General features: G+C 39.8%; 19 protein-coding genes and 1 pseudogene. 13 read left to right on the plus strand and 7 right to left on the minus strand.

The features are described from left to right. Positions 1 to 427: DUF6883 domain-containing protein (locus BTR1S_RS22910; protein ID WP_369692100.1), on the plus strand; the 427-nt coding region annotated here is incomplete at its 5' end. Then, complete coding sequence (locus BTR1S_RS20770) at positions 428 to 634, plus strand: DUF4926 domain-containing protein (protein ID WP_373870191.1); 207 nt, start codon at positions 428 to 430, stop codon at positions 632 to 634. Positions 635 to 1,172: 538 nt separating this feature from the next. Here the strand turns inward: BTR1S_RS20770 and BTR1S_RS20780 are convergent. After that, complete coding sequence (locus BTR1S_RS20780; protein ID WP_006638047.1) at positions 1,173 to 1,706, minus strand: GNAT family N-acetyltransferase; 534 nt, start codon at positions 1,704 to 1,706, stop codon at positions 1,173 to 1,175. A 678-nt stretch (positions 1,707 to 2,384) separates the two neighbouring features. On the opposite strand from BTR1S_RS20780, the gene BTR1S_RS20785 reads away from it, so the two are divergent. Continuing rightward, entirely contained in the window at positions 2,385 to 2,780 is a 396-nt protein-coding gene (locus BTR1S_RS20785; protein ID WP_006638046.1) for an immunity 22 family protein, read from the plus strand. A gap of 447 nt (positions 2,781 to 3,227) precedes the next feature. Further along, positions 3,228 to 3,824, plus strand: a complete 597-nt coding sequence (locus BTR1S_RS20790; protein WP_029418451.1) for a class I SAM-dependent methyltransferase — start codon at positions 3,228 to 3,230, stop codon at positions 3,822 to 3,824. Positions 3,825 to 4,057: 233 nt separating this feature from the next. On the opposite strand, the gene BTR1S_RS22645 is transcribed toward BTR1S_RS20790, so the two are convergent. Together BTR1S_RS22645 and BTR1S_RS20795 are read right to left on the minus strand one after the other, a co-directional pair. Continuing rightward, positions 4,058 to 4,198 carry a hypothetical protein gene (locus BTR1S_RS22645; protein ID WP_155910090.1) on the minus strand — a complete coding sequence of 47 codons (141 nt, stop codon included), beginning with the start codon at positions 4,196 to 4,198 and terminating at the stop codon, positions 4,058 to 4,060. 114 nt (positions 4,199 to 4,312) lie between these two features. Beyond that, on the minus strand, positions 4,313 to 4,663 hold the full coding sequence (locus BTR1S_RS20795) for an Ig-like domain-containing protein (protein WP_006638044.1): 351 nt from the start codon (positions 4,661 to 4,663) through the stop codon (positions 4,313 to 4,315). 514 nt (positions 4,664 to 5,177) lie between these two features. Between BTR1S_RS20795 and BTR1S_RS20800 the strand changes: the two genes are divergently transcribed. Then, the gene (locus BTR1S_RS20800) at positions 5,178 to 5,963 is read left to right on the plus strand and encodes an alpha/beta hydrolase family protein (RefSeq protein ID WP_006638043.1); all 786 of its coding nucleotides are present in this window, start codon (positions 5,178 to 5,180) and stop codon (positions 5,961 to 5,963) included. A 1,241-nt stretch (positions 5,964 to 7,204) separates the two neighbouring features. Here the strand turns inward: BTR1S_RS20800 and BTR1S_RS20805 are convergent. Further along, positions 7,205 to 7,687, minus strand: a complete 483-nt coding sequence (locus BTR1S_RS20805) for a hypothetical protein (RefSeq protein ID WP_006638042.1) — start codon at positions 7,685 to 7,687, stop codon at positions 7,205 to 7,207. A 563-nt stretch (positions 7,688 to 8,250) separates the two neighbouring features. Between BTR1S_RS20805 and BTR1S_RS20810 the strand changes: the two are divergent. Both BTR1S_RS20810 and BTR1S_RS20815 read left to right on the plus strand, forming a co-directional pair. Next, positions 8,251 to 8,704: pseudogene (locus BTR1S_RS20810) on the plus strand (SRPBCC family protein). A 203-nt stretch (positions 8,705 to 8,907) separates the two neighbouring features. Continuing rightward, positions 8,908 to 9,234, plus strand: coding sequence for a hypothetical protein (locus BTR1S_RS20815; protein WP_006638040.1), 327 nt, complete (start codon positions 8,908 to 8,910; stop codon positions 9,232 to 9,234). A 321-nt stretch (positions 9,235 to 9,555) separates the two neighbouring features. Here BTR1S_RS20815 and BTR1S_RS20820 read toward each other — a convergent pair whose 3' ends face one another. Next, on the minus strand, positions 9,556 to 9,870 hold the full coding sequence (locus BTR1S_RS20820; protein WP_029418450.1) for a BLB8/JUQZ-1 family protein: 315 nt from the start codon (positions 9,868 to 9,870) through the stop codon (positions 9,556 to 9,558). A 427-nt stretch (positions 9,871 to 10,297) separates the two neighbouring features. Here BTR1S_RS20820 and BTR1S_RS20825 point away from each other — a divergent pair, with 427 nt between their 5' ends. Next, a complete protein-coding gene (locus BTR1S_RS20825) occupies positions 10,298 to 11,740 on the plus strand; it encodes a flavin monoamine oxidase family protein (RefSeq protein ID WP_029418449.1) in 1,443 nt (480 codons plus the stop codon). A gap of 128 nt (positions 11,741 to 11,868) precedes the next feature. Here the strand turns inward: BTR1S_RS20825 and BTR1S_RS20830 are convergent, their stop codons facing one another. Both BTR1S_RS20830 and BTR1S_RS20835 read right to left on the minus strand, forming a co-directional pair. Beyond that, complete coding sequence (locus tag BTR1S_RS20830) at positions 11,869 to 12,552, minus strand: SOS response-associated peptidase (protein ID WP_006638037.1); 684 nt, start codon at positions 12,550 to 12,552, stop codon at positions 11,869 to 11,871. A gap of 80 nt (positions 12,553 to 12,632) precedes the next feature. Next, positions 12,633 to 13,010 carry a VOC family protein gene (locus tag BTR1S_RS20835; RefSeq protein ID WP_029418448.1) on the minus strand — a complete coding sequence of 126 codons (378 nt, stop codon included), beginning with the start codon at positions 13,008 to 13,010 and terminating at the stop codon, positions 12,633 to 12,635. A gap of 522 nt (positions 13,011 to 13,532) precedes the next feature. On the opposite strand from BTR1S_RS20835, the gene yqgA reads away from it, so the two are divergent. From yqgA to BTR1S_RS20855, 5 genes are all read left to right on the plus strand, one after another. Next, complete coding sequence (gene yqgA, locus BTR1S_RS20840; RefSeq protein ID WP_006638035.1) at positions 13,533 to 13,988, plus strand: cell wall-binding protein YqgA; 456 nt, start codon at positions 13,533 to 13,535, stop codon at positions 13,986 to 13,988. A 694-nt stretch (positions 13,989 to 14,682) separates the two neighbouring features. Continuing rightward, on the plus strand, positions 14,683 to 15,366 hold the full coding sequence (locus BTR1S_RS20845) for a YoaK family protein (protein ID WP_006638034.1): 684 nt from the start codon (positions 14,683 to 14,685) through the stop codon (positions 15,364 to 15,366). Positions 15,367 to 15,462: 96 nt separating this feature from the next. Beyond that, a complete protein-coding gene (locus BTR1S_RS20850; RefSeq protein ID WP_029418447.1) occupies positions 15,463 to 16,932 on the plus strand; it encodes a potassium/proton antiporter in 1,470 nt (489 codons plus the stop codon). Positions 16,933 to 17,065: 133 nt separating this feature from the next. Further along, positions 17,066 to 17,233, plus strand: a complete 168-nt coding sequence (locus BTR1S_RS22650; protein WP_155910088.1) for a hypothetical protein — start codon at positions 17,066 to 17,068, stop codon at positions 17,231 to 17,233. 412 nt (positions 17,234 to 17,645) lie between these two features. Continuing rightward, on the plus strand, positions 17,646 to 19,018 hold a 1,373-nt coding region (locus BTR1S_RS20855), incomplete at its 3' end, for a condensation domain-containing protein (RefSeq protein ID WP_255130345.1).

The following is a 19,018-nucleotide window of genomic DNA, read 5'->3' on the forward strand; positions in this document are numbered from 1 at the left end:
TAAGGAGCTGCTTGAGGATAAGAAGACGAGTGTTTTATTTAAATCGGAAAGTAATAATAATGGAAAACCACATGGTTCCGGTGACACCCTTCCGGCGTTGCCTCACGTGGAAAATGCCACCATTGATTCTCGAAAGCTCACCGGTTATGCACTAAATCCGGATCATCCAGTCGGTGGCAATAAAGCTAAGGTGTTCGAGAGCGCTTTAGGTTATAATAAGACAAATGCACACGAATTAGAAATGAAAATTAAAAAGGAACTTCCTAATCAGAAAGTGATAATTGGGAAGTTGGATCAATATGGTCAAAGGTATACAGTTGATATAGACATTACCGGTCCAAACGGTAAAACAGCCACTGTTAGAACTGGATGGATTTTAAAACCAGGATCGGATGTTCCTGAATTAACGACTTTATATGTAAAGTAGGTGGAAAATTTGAAATTCGAACAATATGAAACTGTTGTATTGATTGAAGATGACCCAACAGAAGATTTAAAAAAAGGTGAAGTCGGTACGGTTGTCATGATTTTTACTGAACCGGAAGAGGCTTATGAAGTGGAATTTGTAGACGAAGAAGGGAAGACTAAAGTTCAGAAAGCTTTTCTTCCTGAAAAACTAAAAAAATACTTGTAAGGTTTTGAAAGAAAATGTGGAATACCTGAGTCCAAGACGGAGAACCTGCGGACACTGATCTTTTGCACACGGATGTTGTGCAGCTGATTGGCGGCCGCTTTTTTTTAATGGCCAGAATGGGAGACGCACCTTTCGAATGATGATGAGAGTCGTCAGCTTCACAGGAGGAGCGGCCGGAGTCTATGCAGGATTGCGCGCGACAGCCAAGGGGAACGCAAGCGGTGAGACCCCGCTTGCACAGAAAGCCATTATCACATGTCTCTTTATAATCTTTGAGTCCTCCCGGAGATTAGCGGGAGCCGTTATCAACAAAAGAGCAGGAAATTAAAGCTGCTCTTTTTCGTTTGCCGAGATATAAGCTATCGCTGGTTTGCTGTAGTGAAGCGGGGGGAGAAACTTAGTGAGATTACTGTTCCACCACTGAGAGAAATATAGGAACGACTGAGACATTAAAAAAGAAGCTGTCTTTAGAAAATGTTATAAAACGATTTTCGGAACAACCTCTTTTTATTAAAATATCTAATCATTCATCTGGCTGTTACTCCAAAAAAGCTTTTGAATAATGAACGACACCTTGCACTTTTTCAAGAGAATGATCTGTTAATTCTAGAGCCATAAATACGTCATCTGGAACCTCAAATGGTGCTTGTATATTCCATAAGCTGGCTGGTTTAAAACCAAATTTTGGATAAAAATCTTTATGTCCTAAAACAATTACTGAACAATAACCCAGATCTTTTGCGTTTTTTAACGCTGTACGAATCAATTGACTCCCAATGCCTTTTTTCTGATACTCAGGTGCAACGGAAACCGGAGCAAGTGCCAAAGAATCGGCAGCTCTATCACCATCTACGATTTTTATTTTAGATAAAAGGACATGACCTACAATGTCTTTGCCTTGATTTAACGCGACTAATGATAGTTCAGGGATAAATGCATCTGATTTTCTAATCCTGTTTACAAGTACGTGTTCTTTCTTGTCGCTGTATTCTTCATTTAAAAAGGCTTTTTTAACAATTTCCTCAGTCGTATTATATTCTTCAGTGAGCTCTTGTCTAATTAAGATTTCCATTTAAAGTCTCCTGTTCTTTTAGTTAATTTTGAAAAGCATTTCTTCATCCTTTAATGGCAAATCCTTAATGTGCGAAGTATTAAGAAAGTTTACTCATATTATTAGGATATCTATGTTTACAGAATAGTAAAGGATGCCCTTTATTTCCATCCAGACAAAGGAATCAAAAATAATGGTATTGACGGCTATTAGCCGAAAACAAAGGTGAAACACTTGAAGCTCTCTTTATTTAAGAGAGGCTGAAACCCTCTATCTTCTAATTCCGCCTATTCTGATTAGCTCTCCGATTATAGCACCAACAATGAAAATAATTAGTGGAACTGGAGTGAATTTATTACCCAAAGCACCCATGTAAACAAAATAACATGCGCATAAAACAAGGAACAGAATGATATATCTCTGTACTATCCTGTTAATATTTGATGTTGTTTTTTCTTGTTGCACACTTTTTCACCTCGTTTTTTTGGCTCTTAGAACTTTCTTTCTGGAAGAATCTTCGTGGAATTTTGTTCTCTTAGCGTTAGGAAATGCATTACACTTAAGGCAAAACGATATGTAGTAACCAGTTGTTTGTGTACTGTATTTGTTTACATCAAAATTAACACAGAAGCGCTTTCAAAAACAATTTATATTTGTAATTTCATGAAAATATTACCTTGGAAAATAGGAGGGTTTAAAATGGAACGAGAAAATTATGTCTCATTATGGATCGGTAGTATTCAAACTGTTGATACATTAAATAAATACGTTGAATTACCATACGATGAAGAAGAAGGTGATTTCCTCCCTTCCCCGTTTTTAAGAGATTTTGAAATAGACATTGATGATTTAGATGAAGATTTTATTGAAAAGGTTGCTCATGACCATAATAAAGAATTTTTGTATCAATTAATAGGCGGATGCTCATATGAAGAAATGATTTTATCTCGTTTTGAAGCTAATCAGGGTAAACAACTTCCGAAGAATATAAACGCTGCCATTTTACTATATAACTTTGACTATGAAGGAAAAAGAAATGAAATTGTTAACAAGGGGTATACTTTTACATTTGTAGGATCCGTGTCATATGTTTAAAGATAAATTTGAACACGTTCGAGAAAAACCCAGCGAAAAAGGGGATTAACTAGGGAACCTTTTCTACTCCATTTTGTCACCTGTCACTAAAAAAGATCAAATGTATTTGTTAAAACATACTTGAAAAAAGCTTTTTGTTTTATCGTTCGGTTTGACAAAGAAGATGAAATATCCTAGGATTTAAATTAAATCGTAATAATAACGTTTTATCAGAAGATCTCTATGCATAAGTGGCTGATCATAGGCATAAGTATACAAGGTTCGACCCATCTTGATAGCGGAAAGACGTCGTAGGTATTGAACTTCACGAGCAGCCGCAGAACATCGCTCGCAGGAATACGTACGGTCACAGTGATATGCGTCGCTTAAGCTTTCACTCAAATAAGGGATTTATTGATCATGGAAAAGAGCAGTGAAGTGTATCAAAAAAAAAGGAGAGCAGGGATCATGAATTTTTGGAACACCTGTTTTCAAGATGAGAATTATGTTTATGGAACTGAACCGAATGCATTTTTATCGGATTCTCAGAAAAAACTTCAATTAACAGGTAACGCATTAGCAATTGCAGAAGGTGAAGGACGCAATGCGGTTTTTTTAGCCGAACAAGGAATGAATGTGACTTCATGGGATTACGCGGAATCTGGATTGAAAAAGACGAAAAAGCTTGCAGAAGCCCGAAATGTAGAAGTGAAGACGGAACTCGTTGACTTAAATGAAGCGTCATGGAAAAAAGATCAGTGGGATGAGGTTGTATGTATTTTTGGCCATTTTCCAGAAGAATTGCGCCGAAAAACACTTCTAGGGGTTAAAGAAGCAGTGAAACCGGGCGGTTTTTTTGTTGCGGAAGTATATTCAATTCACCAAATTCCATATAAAAGCGGCGGGCCGCAAGAATCTGAATTTTTATATAGACCGGAAGAGTTTTTACACATTTATTCAGACTGGCGTATTGTTCACTTCTTTTTAGGTGAAGCAGTTCGTCATGAAGGGGATTTACATAATGGTTTATCTCATGTCATTCAATTTATAGGACAAAAACGATAAATACTGATTGGCAAACGCTTTGTTACTGCGGTTACCGAACTCATCTTTGAAGATTATGTTTCTCGCTTTTTTGTTATGGAATAAAAAAGCGACTGAATGCGAATAAAATATATCCCCGGACGGAAGATTCGCGTTAGAAAAAAATTCAAACCGCCCCGTAAACGGTGGTGTGCAAGGGGGGAGGCTGGTCGCCTCCTCCTTCATTGTTTAATCAATTAATAGTTGGAGCTAGGTTATAAAGTCCATCTTTTGAGAATAAGCGACACTTCGTTTGCAATATTTTCTTTTGAGAAGCCTGACGAATCGTAGGCTTTTTTTAGTTTGCCGAAGTGGTCGTAATAATCGGCTGCAGACCACTTAAAGGCGATACACATATATGTGCCTCTCGGAATGGGATCGACATAGACATAGACTCCTGATGGAACGGGGGCTAAATCCGTTTTAATCCGCCCAAATTTGTTCAACAATTTGGGCGGAAAACGGGATGTTTAAATCACTTGAACAAACACTTTGCCTAATACACTGTCACCTTTGAATAAAGTGATTGTTGCAGTCCCTATTGCTTTAGCAGTGACCAAGCCACCTTGATCCACTGAGGCAACCGCCGTATTGTCAGAAACATATCTTGTGGCTGCTAAATTGGTTATCCAGGCTTGGTCTCCGACGCTTATTGTCAAATTACGGTCTTGAATCTTTATCACGTGAGATGGAAGCATAGAAGCGCTTTTTACTTCTGTGACAGGAGAGCTCTTCGTTTCTTTCGCTGAAGCTATACCACTGGCAGATAAAGCTAAAGCTGAAATCGATAACGCAAAAACAACACTTTTTTTGAATTTCATTTCAAGCACTCCTTCTGAAAATTTTTGTTGCAATTTAATCATTCGGTGTCCCGAAATGTTTTTCCTTGTGAATAAATATTATTTATTTGTGACACTTAAACACACAAGACGGAGAGTACAAGAGCGCAATCATGCGTTTGTTTGGTGTCTTTTTGATTTGAAGAGGGAAGATCTAATGTCTTGTCTGCCGTCCGTATAAAGGCTTTGAAGGTGTGCGGCTTGAAAACCGGTGCGGAAAGCGGTTAACCTTTTTCAAAAGCTGAGGGCTCAACACTGCTTAAATGAATTGAACGTTGAGCACTCGGTCAAAGTCTTGATAATGATGGAGAATATCTCTGGGCTGAACAAGGCGTCAGCTATTTATAATTGCAGAAGACAGCTGTCGGGATGATCTGAGGGCTGGGCTGACCGACCCGGTAAAAAAATCCCTGGATGTTCTGTTGCTTCAGACGCTATTCTTGATGGAGAAGGAAGGATGGCTTTTCCTGTAGAATCAATTTGAGAGGGGGATAAGATGTCTCATAAAGCGAAAATATCTTATGGAAAACATCATTCGCAATACGGGGTATTACGGGTGCCTGACAAGAAAGAACCGTGTCCGGTAGTCGTTATGATTCATGGAGGGTTTTGGCAGTCGAAATATGATTTGGAAGAAAATAATCCCATTGCCGAAGATTTGACTAGTAGAGGATACGCCACTTGGAATATTGAGTATCGTAGAGTGGGGGAAGAAGGAGGAGGTTGGACTGGAACATTCCATGATGTGATTGACGCTATCAACCATCTGTCACAGCTAAAGGAACCTTATGGTTTGGACCTATCAAGTGTAATGATTATTGGGCATTCGGCAGGAGGGCATTTAGCTCTTTGGCTAGCCTCTCGAACCGCAGGAAACCCAGATCAAATGTTTCATGAGTTGGTTGTGCCCATCAAGAAAGTAATCAGCTTGGCCGGGGTAACAGACTTAAAAAAAATGTGGGAATTTCACGAAGAAAAAGGAATGAAGAGTCATGTTTCTGCACTAATGGGCGGGTCACCACATGAGGTTGCAGAACGCTATCAAGTTGTTTCCCCGATTGAGCGGTTGCCGATGAAAATAGATCAAGTTTTAGTACATGGTGTGTTAGATCGTCATGTTCCAGTCGAGTTAAGCAGAGATTACTATTTAAAGGCAATGGAACAAGGCTGTAATGTGAGCTTGGTTGTGCTGCCGGATGCAGAACATTTTAAAATAATCGATCCTGCCTCAACAGCATGGAATGCAGTCATTGATACAATATGTCCGTTACGAAAGTCGTGATAATCGTGAGGTGCTGCAGATGTGAATGAAAAAGAGGATATAAAGACTGAAAGCCCACTTATTCAAGCTGGGCTATTTTTTCTTACTGTGGACCTGATCAATAAGTTGCAGGTAAAGAGCATTTAAAAAGATGGCACGGAGGAAGTTTCAGCAAAAATGCCCCGGGAAAACCTGTTAACCGAAATTATTTTGAAGAATTTTAAAGAAAGGAGAAATCGCAATAAAAATTATGCCTAATAGCTCATTAAAAATATATAGTCCCTTTAAGAAAGCATACGAATTTAGGGATTGCAGAAATAAAAAACAAAATTGAAAACAATGAGGTCCTTGCAGAAACCGATGCAAACGACATCGATGAAATGGAAAAATTAAAAGAGTTAGTCGACAAATTATTAGATTTAGGAGCAGAGGTAAAAAATATTTGATAATGATATATATGGAGAAGGAGATTTTTAATTATCAAGAAATCTAACAGGAAGAATTTAAAAACAGCATTACTCGCTTAAAAGAAATTATGGAAGAGTTACAAGATTTTGATGATGCTGTATCTGACGATGATTAATTTTTCATATAGCGGACTGATTGATTGCAAAAGATTAAGAAGAAATGGATGAGTTAATATTTGGTGATGATTAATACATATTGAGTGCTGAATTGAAAATATGAACTGGCAATTGCCTTTCAAGGTTAATGTTCCAACCCGGATTTTTTCTATTCCATTTTGTCATACGATAGAAACAAGAAAAACGAACGTGAATATTGAGTTCAACACGGAGAGCATGCGGGCACTGATCTTTTGCACATTGATGTTGTGCAGCTGATTGGCGGCCGCTTTTTCTATGAATGGAAGACGCGCCTTTCCCTTATCAAGTGTGGACTCGGATGCACCGAATGATGATGGCCGTCAGCTTCACAGGAGAACGACTGGAGCTATGCGGCATTGCGTGAGAAACGCAAGCAGTAAGATCCCGCCATTTCAAGTTAAAAAAGCGAATAGCGCAAGGTGGTTTATTCGGTAAGGAAAAATGAATTTAAAAAATTTCAACTTGAACGCCTAATTTTAAATTAAGCACTGGATTTAACCGATGCCCGCCCTTTTAGATCAGGAGGTGTAGTGACTTTTTAAAAATTATACTTTCCTTTATGTCAAAATTTTAGAGGTGAAGGATTCTATTGCTCCTCTAAACGAACGACCAAAAAGACCGTTTTTAAGGGCTCTTTTCTTTTATACAGAGATATCTTTATTGTAATGGTGGTTGAAACTGTTGATTTTGTTGGTTTTGCTGATTTTGATTTTGCTGACCTTGCTGTCCCTGCTGCCCCTGCTGCCCTTGTTGATTTAATGATTGTTGGGCTTGTAGAACAGCTTGATTCACCTGGTTCATGGCCTGATTGGTTTGAATCCCTTGAAGAGCTTGATGAAGCAGTTGATCAGCTTGTTGGAGGCTTTGCTGAATTTGTTGATCAGTCTGCTGAATTTGCTGTTGAGATTGTGAACCAAATTGCTGAACCTGCTGCTTTATTTGATTCATTTGAGAATTTTGCTGAGCTTGACCTTGGCCGCTTTGTTGTTGAGATGCTCCTAATTGGGTTACATTTTGGTTCACCTGGGCAAGCTGCTGCTGAAGACTTCCAAGTTCCTGGGCAAGCTCAGTATCCGTAATATTTATACCAAGTAATTTGGAATGTTTTTGTTTTTCTTTTTGCTGCTTTTTATTTGTCATAAATCATCCTCCTTTCACAAAATTATTATTTTCGTTTTTAAAAAAATTATGGTCGGGAATTTTAGGTACGGAGGAACACTGCTTAAGGAGAATCACCGAGATTGTAAAAGGACTGGATCAAAACAAACTGACCTATAGGAGACCGAGAATGTAAACGTAGTCAGTATAATTAAAACCTTTTGCCGTAAAATAAAACATATCCAATTCAATGTGCGAATGCTCCTGCTGCAAAAAGATCTGCTGCCTCTGCTCAGAAGGAATCCAGCTCATGAGATCCCGTCTGGAATCCAGTTGATTGATGAATTTTGACTTCCCAACGTTTTGTTAAAGTAGTCTTTTTAACGCATTTATCGTAACAACATGAAGGTATTGAAAAGGGAGAAATGATTTTGGAATACTTTACCCCTAAAGTGCAATCTTAGAGTTTCGCTTTAAGGTCAATATGTGCTACCCTGTGGTTGCAGGTATCGACATAGGAGGATCAGAAAACAAAATCAACATATCTTCAATGTTCCAGTTTAAGAAGAAAATATCAATGATAGTAGACATAATTTAAAAGGATGATGATAAATTTGAATACTCAAGTAACAACTAAATTAAAACTAAACAAACCTGCCAATAAGGTCTTTGAAGCATTCGTATCTCCTTCAAAAATCGGGAATTTTTGGTTCTCATCAAGTTCTGAAAGATAGGAGAAAGGCAAGAGGATTACATTAAGATATGATGAATACAATGCAGAAGGGGTAATAAATGTACTCGAAATCGAGAACAATAAGAAAATAGTGTTCTCTTGGGGCAAAGAACATGGTGAAGAAACGGTTGTTACAATAACACTAAAAGAGGATGATACAAGTACAATTATTGAAGTAAATGAATCAGGAGTAAAAGAAGATGACCCAGAGATTGTGGAAAAAATGATAGGACAAAAAGAAGGCTGGGTATATACATTAACTTGCTTAAAGGGGTATTTGGAAAAACGGAATTAACAATTTAAGAGCTTCATTAATTTATGAATAATGAACGGAAGCCAGTTAGTATTTTAAACATCAACAATTTATCCGGAAGCAGTAAATCTAAAATATCCTTTGTAAAAATTTAACAATTGTTTTGCCGCTGCATATAAAGAAATAGCCGATTTTTTCACCGGCTATTATTTGTTTTATGCAAGGTTTGAATAGATATAGCCATTTAAGGCTTTTATTTAGAGAGGAGGTATTATGATGGACTTGATTTATGTGGAAGTACTCAATGATTCAAATATTAGGAAGTACATCTCGTTGTTAAGAAAAACATCATCCCAACCTATTAAGGAGCTAAAACAGGCGATTGAATCAGGAAAACCTGTTATTGAATGTGATTACTATGACACAGAAGAATTAAAATCATTAGTAAATACTATAGAACAGTTACTCTCAATGGGAGCTAGTATTAAAATTTATGAAAATGACAGAGAAATAACGCTTGAGATGGTAAAGAACTTGATCGAAACTTATAAAGGCATTGCAAAAGAGCGAGAAGAAATGGATGAGTTAATATTTGGTGAGTGATTAATACTTATTGAGTGCAGATTTGAAAAATTGAATAGTTTTCATTTCTTCTTCCTTGATTGTCATTTGCCTTTCAAGGTTTTTTATGTGCATGTTCAAGCACGGGGAACATTCATTTTATATTCGGCTTTGTCAACTGCATACCATACCCGCTTGCTGTGGGTAATGATGAAGGTGCGGGCTATATCAAGTGAGTGGAAATTTAGACGCAGAAGAAGCCGTTGAGACTGCTCCATCTTTCATCGATGGTACAGGAATAGAGAAAATGAAGTAAAGAGGCCCTCTATAGAGGGCACATGCTTACGGTAATCTCGATAGCCATTATCTAACAACAGTTACATAATGCACCCAATAAATAACACCGTTTTTATAAACAACGACAGTCGCTTTGCCAAGACCTATGGCTCTAACCATGCCATATTGATTAATCTCAAGGACATTCTGACCATTGAGAACTTCATACCGGTCACCGCCCATAAATACGTTGGAGTCACCAACATTCATTGTAGTGTAGGTTACACCGTAAGATTTGGTCGACATTGTTTGGGCAGAGGCGTTTGGAGTAAGAATGGGTGAAATCATAAATGTTCCTAAAATCAATGATAATGCCAAGAAACTTTTAATAGCCGTTTTCACGATTTGCCCTCCTAAGTTTTTGTTTGCGCTTACAAATCTAGTTTAGCATGTTAAATATTTGAAAGATGTGAAGTGTTTGTGAAACTCTTGCCCAGACTGGAACACTACGGAAAAAGACTTTTGATCATAAGTTTTTAAAGGAAAAAATCTCCGAACAATAAAGCACTGAACATTTGGCACCGGAAGATCATTTGCCTATAAATACAATGATAAGGCGACATGTTAAGGTAAGCTGGTTCTCATAACTTGCGTTCCACCAATCGTGCCCAGGTCCTGTATAGATTCCGGGATGAGCCATTTTTAGCCGTTAAACTCGCCCGGTTTGAAAAGCCCCGCATGATCGTTCCACCTTTTGATGATAAAAGTAATAAGGCATCCTTTTGCCGGAATATAATCCAATAAATCGAAAAAGTGGGGGCCTAATAAATTGAATTTTCAAGCAAATGATGTAGACATGATCAATATCATCAGAAATGGCCTGAAAACAACGCAGTATCCAAAACGTATCATTATCGTAGGGGCTGGGCTGGCCGGGCTTGTTGCAGCTTCTTTATTAAAGGCTGCCGGGCATAGAGTCACGATTGTGGAAGCGAACGATAGAGTGGGAGGACGTGTTTACACTGTACGTGCTCCCTTCAGCAGGGATTTATATTTTAACGTTGGGCCGATGCGTATTCCGGATAACCATACATTAACCTTGGAATATATTAAAAAATTCAAGCTGCCTACAAACGAATTTTTGAATCGAACTCCAATGGACATTATATATGCAAATGGCATCAAAACACGCCTCCATCTTTATGAAGAGAATCCTGGCATTTTAAGATTCCCGGTTGCTCCACATGAACAAGGAAAAACGGCTGAAGAACTGATGCTTTCCGTCTTGCAGCCGATCCTCAATTTTATTAACCAAAACCCGGAGAGAAATTGGCGCATTGTTGAAAAGGAATATAGAAAACATTCGCTGGGCTCTTATTTAAGCTCTTATTTTTCAAACGGGGCAATCGATATGATCGGAATCCTTTTGGATATGGAAGCGTATATGGGGATGTCTCTTGTTGAGGTATTGCGGGAATCGATTTTTTTTACATCCCCGGCTCGATTCTATGAGATCACAGGAGGGATGGACCTGCTGACGGATGCATTTCTTCCGCAGTTAAAAGAAGATATTTTGTTCCGCCAAAAAATGGTGAAAATTTCTCAGGAGCCAGCCAGTGTGACGATTCATTGTATTCATCAACAGTCAGCAGAGCCTTTGGCGCTGACAGCTGACCTTGCGATCGTGACGATTCCTTTTTCAGCCTTGCGATTTGTGAAAGTCGAACCATATGATTCTTTTTCTTACTATAAACGAAGAGCAATTCGTGAACTCAATTACATAGCCGCAACCAAAACTGGAATTGAGTTTAAGAGCCGGTTTTGGGAAAGAGCAGGGCAGTGTGGCGGCAAATCGATCACGGATTTGCCTGTTAGATTTTCGTACTATCCAAGCTATGGATTTGGATCTTCCGGACATGCGGTCGTTTTAGCAAGTTATACATGGGCGGATGAGGCGTTGATGTGGGACAGTCTGCCTGAACAAGAGCGCATCCGTTATACGTTAATGAACTTATCTGAGATATATGGAAATATCGTGTATTCTGAGTTTGTATCAGGAGCTTCTTTCAGCTGGAGCCAGAATCCGTATTCTGCCGGGGCTTTTACCGCATTTGAACCAGGACAGGAATTAGAGCTGTATCCTTATATTCCTACACCTGAGGGAAGGGTGCATTTCGGTGGGGAACACACCTCGCTCACCCATGCATGGATGCAGGGAGCGATTGAATCTGGCATACGGGTGGCAAATGAAGTGAATGATTTGCCAAAATAGCCTTTATGGTTTGAATGTAAATGTAGTGGATGCACAAGACCAGGGGCGGGCTCCAGTGTGTGTGCAACACGGCGACATCATCCAATCAACACCGGAGGTACGGAGGGGGGCGGACTCCACAAGCCCTGCTAATGAGCAGGGCTTTGTTTGATCACATCAATAGAATCGTGGTGCGGTGAATTAACTAAAGGTGATACTTCATAGGCTTCCATGTCATCTGAGTGACAGGGGGTAAGAAGACTTTCTAAGAACGCACTATCTTGATTGGCAGGGTCGAGCCAATCCTTTTCGTGATGGCAATCAAGAATAACCGGCATCCGGTCATGAATGTTTGCCATGAAAGCGTTTGGTCTTGTTGTAATGATGGTGCATGTATAAACCGGTTCATTGCTGGGGGAAATCCACTTCTCCCATAATCCGGCAAATGAAAAGAGCTCATTCGACTTCAGTTTGATTCTCATTGGCTGTTTTCTTTTTGAATCGATCCGTTTCCATTCGTAAAAGCTGTCGGCTGGAATGATGCACCTTTTACTGATCAGGGGCTTCCTGAAACTTGGTTTTTCGGCTAAGGTTTCAGCCCGGGCATTGATCATTTTATAGCCGATCTTCTCATCTTTGGCCCAAGGCGGAATGAACCCCCATCGCAAATAGCCCAGCCGCTGACTTGCCCCGTCATTGATAACAGCCAGAACGGGCTGTGAGGGAGCGATATTATAGCTTGGCCTGTATTGTTCTTTCGGAATCATCTGATCAATGTCAAAACGGTCAATGATGGTTTCATAATCAGCAAACAGCGTGAATCTGCCGCACATATCGATCACCCTTGAAGGTTTTTGTTTATTTTATAATGCTGCAGGTTGAAAATCAAAAATTGATCAATGTGACGAGAAAATTACAGCATTTGATAGATCTCAATCAGATTCTGATCCGGATCGCGGAAATGGGCCATACGCGCCCGCCATTCCTTGCGGTCATGCGGTTTATTAACAAATTCAATTCCATTTTCCTTAAGATCGTTATAAGTTTGATCGACGTCTTCCACTTCAAATTGGAGCAAGAACCTTGAGTGAGCTTCTCCTTCCAATTCCTCTCCGACTACTTCGGCCATCTTGTTTCGAGAGAAAAGCTCGATTTTCGTTTCTCCGTTATTGAAAAGGGCATATTCCAGTTTTTCCTCGTACCAGCTTATTGGCAGCCCTAAAAAATCGTTGTAAAACTTCACACATTTCTTAACATCTTGAACCAATAGCCTGACTTGCAGAAGCTTCAATTCAATCCCTCCTATTCGGCATCCGGTTTTCATTCCGGCTTTAACTAGAGGATACAACATGAAACATGACAACATTGTGTCAAGTTTCATATCAATTGGGTATATGATAAAAATGAAGGTTTTTTATTGATGCTTTTTATGGGATTTTAAGAATCATTTAGAATTGTAAAGAGCAAAAAGATGCGATTTTCGTTGCAAGTGTTGATTAATGGATGTAACATATATTCTTGTGGTTGGTAAATTATTCGTATGAGAACGAAAGAATAAACATTACAAAATATAAGGCTTTCTCATACTGAAAAGGCGCTGTGCCTATAGGGAGTGCAGATCTTGTCAAAAGGGGAATTTTTCCTCTTGGCAAGAAGTAGATCACCTTCCTTAACCTGTATTCAAACGATGTAGTACATATACGCGATGATAAAAGATGACAGGGGAATGTATTTGCTGCATGTTATATAATGAAGCAATCGGCCGAAAAAGAAGAAAGAATTGCCGGAGAATACTTAGGAGGTCATGAAGCAAATGAACTGTAAATTGAGCTCTAAAAAATTGATCATGACATTGATCGTTGCCGGAATCACCTTCTCAGGGGTTTTTATGTCAACGGGGAAAGCTGAGGCCGCCTGGTCCGGCTGGCAAACGAAAGGCGGTTATACTGTCAAGGTTTATACAGATGCCAGCACTTACACTTCAAGGGCTTCTTCTATTAAGTGGAGAATGAAGAAGAAAGGCAGTTCAAAACTTTATTATAAAGCTTATATATGTAAATGGATCAACAGAGGATTGTTTAGCGGCGGAAGTGTGACAGGCTATTTTAAAGTTTCTACCCCGCTTAAAACATATAGTGTGTCGCCTGTAAGGAAAAAACTGGGCAACGGAACATATATCGTCAGGGTATTCCTTTTTAAGGATGCTAAAAAGAAAAAAATGATCGGAAGCTTTGATTCCAAAAAAATCAGGATAACGAAAGGGAGATAAATAAATAGAAATGGCTGCTCTTCGGTGGCCGCCTTTACGCCGGATGAAGGGCCGGCATATTTGCACTTTTGGGCGGCTTGCCTGTTTATATCTTTATAATTGGCGGGGTGGAGCTTTGTGCGCGAATATTTAGCCGCTATTCTTCGCTCAATTATTGCTTTTTCCATTTTATTGGCGCGTTCCTGGCTGTTAGGGAAGCAAACGAATTAATATGACGATTTTATCCTTCGATTTGCGCTCGGAGCGATTCCTGCTATATGACCTTTAATTCGAACATTAAAATTCACCTTTTAATTTGGATATTTTTATGTGTGTTTTTTGTGATTCTTGCGACGGCATCCATAGATGAGGAGTCAAAAGTCTGAATTACAAAACAAAGTTCGCATTGGATAAAAGTATTTTATGCAGTCTTGCCTCCTAAAGATATATTTCAGAACTAAATCATGAGTAAAGAATAAAAAATAGCATCGGGGGCCATTTATGGCGTCCCTTTGCGCCGCGATTCGTCACAAACAGCTGTCATCGTGGTAAAATATCATTGTAAGAAGAGCCTATTTCAAACTTTACAATATGAGCCGTAAATACCGGTGGGGAATATACGTTTTCCGCCGTTTTACTGTTTCATTAATTTCATATGAAAAGGAATGACTTGAAAATCCGCGGGTTACAATAGGCAGGAAAGGGTTGAATCAGTTTGAGTGCTGCTTTGTATCGAAACATCATGCTTTTACTTCTTTGTTTGACGGCAGGCATTGTAGATGTGATTGGGTACTTAAGTATCGGTCACGTATTTACCGCCAATATGACCGGGAATATCGTGCTGCTGGGATTAGCCATCGGGCACTCGCTGCAAAAGACCGTCATGTATTCTCTCACCGCATTGCTTGGCTTTATCATCGGCGTGATCATCGCTTCCGCCATTGTCGGAAAACAGGAAAAATCCTTTTGGCCTCCAGCCGTCACGACGGCCCTTATGATCGAGGGGTTCGTTTTGCTGCTTTTTGCATGTTTGTCATTATTTCAAATCTCAGCACACATTTTGATCTTATTGCTCAGCATGGCGATGGGGCTTCAGACGACCGCTGCTAGAAAACTCGGGATCGCAGGTATTTCTACAACAGTCTTAACCGGAACGCTGGCCAACTTTTTTGAAGATGTCAGTACACGGTTCTTCAGAAAAAGCCATCAAAACATCTTTCATACAGATGCGCTGCTCCGCGCTTTAACGATTGTCTTCTATTGTCTCGGCGCCGTTATCGCAGCCGTTGTCGAACCGGCTTACCGCTTTGGTGTCGTTTGGCTTCCGATTGTCATCATTATCGCGATCGTTGCGACAGCGGTGACCAAGTTTAGGGGAGCGGCCGTCCAGGGAAAATAAACAACACAGGCATTTTGACGAGATCTCATGTGCGAAAAACGGGGAAGCATAGTGTTTTATGAAAAAAAACGATTTTTACAGGGAGGAGATGTATGGTTGGAACATATAAATATAGAGCATTTTATTTTGCTTGCCGCCTTATTGCTGATTATAGGCGTGCTCACAACAAAGTTTTCAACGCGGTTAGGAGTGCCTGCCCTTGTTTTGTTCCTGCTGGTCGGAATGATTATGGGAAGCGACGGATTGGGGATTATTTACTTTAATAATCCGGAACTGACTCAATTGATCGGGATCATCGCATTGGTCGTGATTCTTTTTGAAGGCGGCTTGCAGACGAAATGGTCTTCGGTTAAGGCGGTTGCGGGTCCTTCGTTGTCTCTCGCGACAATAGGCGTACTAATCACAACGATTGTTGTGGCCGTCGCCGCAAAGTTGATATTCAATGTTTCCTGGATGGAAGGCTTTTTATTTGGCGCCATTGTCGGATCAACAGATGCAGCCGCCATTTTCGCCGTGCTAAAAGGCCAGAATATTAACGACAGGCTGGCTTCCACCCTTGAGGCCGAGTCGGGCACGAACGACCCGATGGCCATGTTTTTAACCTTATCGCTGATCGAGTTGATGACGGTTGATCATGCCAATGTTTATTTACTGATCGGTTCGTTTTTTTGGCAAATGGGAATGGGGCTGATTATCGGTTACTTGCTCGGACGTTTTGGGAGCTTTTCCATCAATAAGATCAATCTGGATTCGAGCGGCCTATATCCCATTTTCACCCTCGCATTTGCACTTCTGACATACAGTGTGACAGATCTAGTCGGGGCCAGCGGCTTATTGGCAGTCTACATAGCGGCTCTCGTGATCGGCAATATGGATTTAACCTACCGCCATTCCATTTTCAGATTTAATGAAGGATTTGCCTGGATGATGCAGATTCTGATGTTCATCATACTCGGCTTGCTCGTTTTCCCTTCACAATTTCTATCATTTGGCATCATTTTCAAAGGATTTCTGCTTTCCCTTATATTAATGTTCCTTGCCCGACCCGTTGCTGTTTTTCTGTCAACGATCAAAATGGGGTTTCATATGAAAGAAAAGATCTTTCTTTCCTGGGCGGGATTAAAAGGGGCCGTTCCGATCGTGCTTGCCACGTTTCCAATGACGATGGGGCTTGAAAATAGCCAACTGTTCTTTAATGTGGTGTTTTTTGTCGTCTTGACATCGGCATTGATTCAAGGTTCAACCATTTCAATCTTTGCAGACACATTAGGCTTGAATGGACCGGAGAAAGTAGAACCCCCTCACTCTTTGGAGCTCGTATCCATCGGAAAGGCAAACGCCGAAATGATCGAGTTTGCCGTTGATGAAAAGACAGCCATTACAGGGCAAGCCTTGAAAAACATCAGTTTTCCAAAGGAAACGCTCATCAGCGCGATGATACGGAACGGGGATTTGGTCACCCCGCACGGCGATACGACGGTTCAACCGGGAGACATTCTTTATATTCTCACAGCGAAAAAAAGAAAAAAGGAATTGAAACGGCTTTTGAACAAAGAATTTATTTAAAAAAGGCGGATACTGCGGTACACCTCCCGATCAGAGTGCTGAAAGCGTCCCCTTTTCGTTTTTTCCGAAAACATCCATTTTCGGATCAATTCGTGTTACAATTTGGAAAACTAAATCTGGGAGGAACAATCCGGTGGGTGTTCAAACGGTCATTTCGACAATCATTCCTTTTGTATTTTGGATTGTAATGGCGGCTCCTGTTGTGCTGATCATGTGCTTGTTAACCGCAATCAAGAAATCGCTGAAAAAAAGCGTTGAACAAAACGTTGAGATCATTCGTTTATTAAAAGAAAAAAGGTAGCCGGATTTCAAGCGGCATGGGCTGTTTGCCATTGTTAAATGCTCCAGACGGCCATCCGTCCATTTGGGAGCCAGAGTTAGATGGCGAAACCATCATATGAACAAATCGTAAGATCAAAATGGTCATGACGGATTGATAGATGACGAAGACGAAAAGATATTGAGGAGCAAATTGCTGCTATTTTGGCAATCAATAATAACGGCAGACCTGTTTTCATACAGAAAATAGGTCTTTTTTTTACATTATGGTTTGTGATTAATTCAAAAAAATGTTATAAAAAATTAATAATTTTATTGTACTTTTAAAATTATAGGGTAATATAATGAATATATGGATTTTATAGCCATATAATTTCTTTTATTGTCATTTTTCGTTTTTTGAACCTCTTATAATGAGAAATGGAGGGAATCCATTGAGGGACAATACTTATTTTTTAACTCATGCCCAAAGGAGGGTGTGGTTTACCGAACTGCTGGAGCCTGGTACAAGCATATGCAATTTAACAGCCTGTGTGAAATTCAAAGGCGATATTGATCTTGATGTTTTAGAAAAGGCTCTGAATCGTTCAATCTCCCGCAATGACACAGTCAGATTTCAACTGATGGAAGGAACAGATCCGGAACCGCGTCTGTATCTTGCTGAATATAAACAAACACCTCTTGAAATCATAGATTTTACAAATACTAAAATAAAAGAAACAGAGCAATGGATTCATGATCAAGCCAGAATCCCGTTTAAGCTGTTCGATTCACCTCTGTACCAATTTTATCTCCTAAGAATCCGCACTGATGAGGTTTGGCTGTATGCAAAATTCCATCATATTATTATGGATGGCATCTCTTTAAATGTAATGGGAAATCAAATTATTGATCTTTATCAAAAAATAATAAAACAAGAGTCTATATCTGATCAGCCTGAACCATCTTACATTCGCTATATCGAAAAAGAGAGTCAATACTTACAATCTTCACGTTTTGAAAAAGACCGTTCATTTTGGATCCAGACCTATCAACAGCCGCCGGTATACCACTCACTAGCCGGCAAGACTCCTTCACAAAAGCAGAGCACTTCCGCATCCAGAGATACCATTACACTTTCGCCTCATCTGGGACAAACACTCCGAATCTTTTGCGAAGAACAGAACATCAGTATCATTTCCTTATTTATGGCTTCATTTTACATATGTATCAGCCGTCTCACGTCTAAAACAGATCTTGCTATCGGAACCTTCTATGGAAACAGAGGTTCAAGAACAGAAAAAGAAACACTCGGCATGTTCGTCAGCTCTCTTCCAATCAGAAAAACGGTCGACCCTGACGCTGATTTTCTTTCCTTTGTCCGCAGTGTAGGCAGGGAACAGCTCTCTGTTATGCGCCATCAAAGATTTCCCTATAACTTGCTGGTTAATGAATTAAGAAAGGAACACAAGGAGCTACACAACCTTATCGGTATTTCCATGCAATATCAGCCGCTTCAATGGCATAGGGCCGACGGCTTCGACTATGAAACGGCGCTTTATTTCAGCGGATATACCGCGAACGAGCTTTCTGTTCAAATACAAGAACGTATAGACACCGGAAGCATTCATTTAAATTTCGACTATCAAAATACCTTGTTTTCCCGTGAGGAAATCAAACGAATACAGCATCATCTGCTCACATTGCTGGGAAACGCCCTTCAACATCCGCACAGCATTATAAAAGAATTAGATATGGCTGAAGAAAGCGAAAAACAAACAATTTTATATGAGTTTAACAAAACAGAAGCTGTTTCGCCTGGTGCGCC

It is taken from the genome of Bacillus sonorensis NBRC 101234 = KCTC 13918, from assembly GCF_001592005.1.
In the GTDB taxonomy this organism is placed as follows: Bacteria; Bacillota; Bacilli; order Bacillales; family Bacillaceae; genus Bacillus; species Bacillus sonorensis.